Origin of the sequence: Eudoraea sp. (assembly GCF_049665975.1) — a bacterium.
Classification (GTDB): Bacteria; Bacteroidota; Bacteroidia; order Flavobacteriales; family Flavobacteriaceae; genus Eudoraea.
In genome coordinates, this window is the sequence record NZ_JBATGR010000233.1 from 1 (window position 1) to 3145 (window position 3145).

General features: G+C 38.0%; 5 protein-coding genes. 4 read left to right on the plus strand and 1 reads right to left on the minus strand.

Annotated elements, in window-relative coordinates:
* The coding region (locus tag WBN20_RS08705) for an EamA family transporter (RefSeq protein ID WP_424281401.1) at positions 1 to 281 on the plus strand (281 nt) is incomplete at its 5' end.
* Positions 282 to 290: 9 nt separating this feature from the next.
* Here WBN20_RS08705 and WBN20_RS08710 read toward each other — a convergent pair.
* The gene (locus tag WBN20_RS08710; protein WP_424271751.1) at positions 291 to 422 is read right to left on the minus strand and encodes a hypothetical protein; all 132 of its coding nucleotides are present in this window, start codon (positions 420 to 422) and stop codon (positions 291 to 293) included.
* Positions 423 to 431: 9 nt separating this feature from the next.
* Here WBN20_RS08710 and WBN20_RS08715 point away from each other — a divergent pair, with 9 nt between their 5' ends.
* From WBN20_RS08715 to WBN20_RS08725, 3 genes are all read left to right on the plus strand, one after another.
* Positions 432 to 1352 carry an NAD(P)H-dependent flavin oxidoreductase gene (locus WBN20_RS08715; protein ID WP_424281402.1) on the plus strand — a complete coding sequence of 307 codons (921 nt, stop codon included), beginning with the start codon at positions 432 to 434 and terminating at the stop codon, positions 1350 to 1352.
* 116 nt (positions 1353 to 1468) lie between these two features.
* Positions 1469 to 2428 carry a YheT family hydrolase gene (locus WBN20_RS08720; RefSeq protein ID WP_424281403.1) on the plus strand — a complete coding sequence of 320 codons (960 nt, stop codon included), beginning with the start codon at positions 1469 to 1471 and terminating at the stop codon, positions 2426 to 2428.
* A 41-nt stretch (positions 2429 to 2469) separates the two neighbouring features.
* Positions 2470 to 2952: a c-type cytochrome gene (locus tag WBN20_RS08725; RefSeq protein ID WP_424281404.1), complete on the plus strand. Its 483-nt coding sequence runs from the start codon at positions 2470 to 2472 to the stop codon at positions 2950 to 2952.
* Positions 2953 to 3145 lie beyond the last annotated feature (193 nt).

The following is a 3145-nucleotide window of genomic DNA, read 5'->3' on the forward strand; positions in this document are numbered from 1 at the left end:
TTTCATGGTCAACTCTGCCATTTGAAGCAATATGGAAAATGGCCTTTGTTGTGATAGGGACAACTTTCTGCGCTTATTTGTTTAATGTATTTGCATTAACTCAATTAAAAGCATCCACAGTAAGTGCTTTTGTATATGTACAGCCTGTAATTGGGATTCTTTTTGCCGTACTAAGCGGGAGAGACAAACTAACCACCGTAAAAATTGCTGCCGCGTGTTTGGTGATGTTAGGAGTTTACCTTGTAAGCAAAAAACCAAAACCGGGTAAAATAGTAGATTAATTAGCAGTTTTAAGGTATTAAGCACAAAATCATTACATTCAGTATTCCTTTGAGATCCCAATGTCCAGGTTGAAAAAGATAATAAGTTCTATGCCAATTGATATTTTTACAAACAAAATTTATCCCTATTTTTAAACCCACAAAAAAACTATGACGAACAAACCATCATTTATCAAAGAACTTTCTTTACCAGCCATCGCAGCACCAATGTTTCTCATTTCTGGCCCTCAATTGGTTATTGAATGTTGCAAAAATGGAATTATAGGAACATTTCCTGCCCTTAACCAAAGAACAAGTGAAGGATTTGAAGAATGGCTAATTCAAATAAAATCCGAATTAAACACTTTTGAAGAAAAAACAGGGGTTAAAGCAGCACCATTTGGTGTAAATCTGATTGTTCATCCTACAAATCCAAGGTTGGAAGCAGATCTAAAATTATGCATTAAACATAAAGTTCCTATCATTATTACCTCTTTGGGAGCGGTATCACAAGTAGTTGATGCCGTACACAGTTACGGCGGGTTAGTTTTTCACGATATAATTAAAAAAAGACATGCAGAAAAAGCAGCTGAAGCAGGTGTAGATGGTCTAATATTGGTAGCTGCCGGGGCTGGCGGTCATGCGGGCACAATTAATCCTATGACCCTTGTGGCAGAAATTAAAAAGTTCTACGATAAAACCATTATCCTTTCAGGTTGTATAAGTACCGGCAGGGATATTGCCTCGGCCTTACAAATGGGCGCAGATTTGGCTTATATGGGAACTCGATTTATTAATACACTAGAAAGCAAAGCCCCGGAGGAATACCGGCAGATGATTATAAAGGCAGGGGCCAGTGATATAACATACACTGCCGCAATATCAGGAGTACACGCGAATTTTCTTGGAGCCAGTCTTGTGGCAGCCGGAATTACAGAAGAAGATTTAAAAAAGGATGTTAAAATTGACTTTGGAAAGGAATTAGATACGGAAGCAAAAGCCTGGAAAACCATTTGGTCTGCAGGTCAGGGATCAGCAACAATAGAGAATGTTCTTTCTGTGGCGGAGCTCGTTGAAAAACTTAAAACTTAATTTATAGCGGCAATTGAAGAACAAATTGCCTCATTGGAAATTTATCCAAAATGATACTTAAGTAATTAGCAGATTTGTATGTTAGAAGAAACATTGGCTGGTAACAATTATGAGGTATGCCTCTGATTGAATCTAATTACAATCCTCCTCTCCCGTTTAAAAGTGGTCATATTTCTACTATTTATTCCGGCTTGATAAGAAAGGTTACCGACCTTAACCAGCAAAGGGAGCGTCTCGAACTTGAGGATGGAGACTTTATAGACCTTGACTGGAGCTTTTCTGCTACGCCCACTAATATTGTAGTTATTCTTTTACATGGCCTTGAAGGACATGGGCAGCGCCCATATATAACAGGAAGCGCCAAGCATTTTAATTTCAATGGACTAGATAGTTGCGCAGTTAATTTCAGAGGATGCAGCGGAGAAACCAACCGTCTATTCAGGTCCTATCATTCCGGAGCTACAGAAGATCTCAAAGAGGTAATACAACATATCATTTCTACCCGGAAATATAACCGTATTTACATTAAAGGATTCAGTCTAGGAGGAAATCTGACGCTAAAATATCTTGGCGAAGGCCCTGTTGCAAGTCAAATAAAAGGGGCTGTAACCGTATCCGTTCCATGTAGTTTGCACGATTCTCTCATTCAATTGTTAAAATTGAAAAATACACTTTATGCCAAAAGATTTAAAAAACATCTCGTGGAGAAATTGTATTTAAAACGACAGAAATTCCCAGAATTAATATCCATAGAAGAAATAAACAACATCCGCAACCTTAAAGATTTTGATGATATTTATACGAGTAAGGCTCATGGGTTTAAAGATGCTTTAGATTATTATAGACAATGCAGCAGTCTTCAGTTTTTACCCCGGATAAAAGTTCCAACTTTGATTATCAATGCCCGTGACGATTCATTCTTAGGCAGGGATTGCTACCCAATAGAAGAAGCAAAAAATAACCCACTTCTTTTTCTTGATATGCCCAGGCATGGGGGACATGTAGGCTTCTTTGGTCCACAAAACATATCTTATTCTGAAAAAATTGGTTTAAAATTTATAAAGGAATTCTTTTGATGCGTGCTATTTCATATATTAGTGCCTCTAATCTAAACAACATGCGAAAAATATTTGCCATAATTGGAATTTGCGCTCTGCTAGCGAGCTGCGGCGAGAAAAAAGAAGAGAAAAAAGAAGGGGGTTTTGAAATGAACCGTGCCAAAAAGGAGATAAAAGTAGAAACTAAATCTGAAACTGTCCCGGTTGATTTGAATAACAAAGGAGTTGGGCCTATAACCGCCTTAGAATTTGCATCAGAAATAGATACCGAATTAGCTGCTGCAGGTGAAGCAAAATATAACACGATTTGTACGGCTTGCCATATGGCCAACCAACGTATGATAGGACCTGCATTGGCAGGCATTTATGAACGCAGAAGTCCGGAATGGGTTATGAATATGATCCTGAACCCGGATGTTATGCTTAAAGAAGACCCTATTGCTCAAGCCTTATTAAAGGAATACAACAATGCCATCATGCTCAATCAAAACCTTAGTGAAGAAGATGCGCGGGCTGTTGCAGAGTACTTACGTACCCTTTAAAACCGGATTAAAAATCTTTTTAAGTGCTGTTCTCTGTTATCAAATTGACGAGTTCGGCACTTTTCCCTTTTGAAGAATTAAATCAATGGAGTGGTATTTACTTTCCTATAGGTATTGAACACTCACAGAGGTAAGGACTTCCCTCATTATATCTTTCAAAAGCAATAAGAAAGATTTAGTTTCGTACAGACAA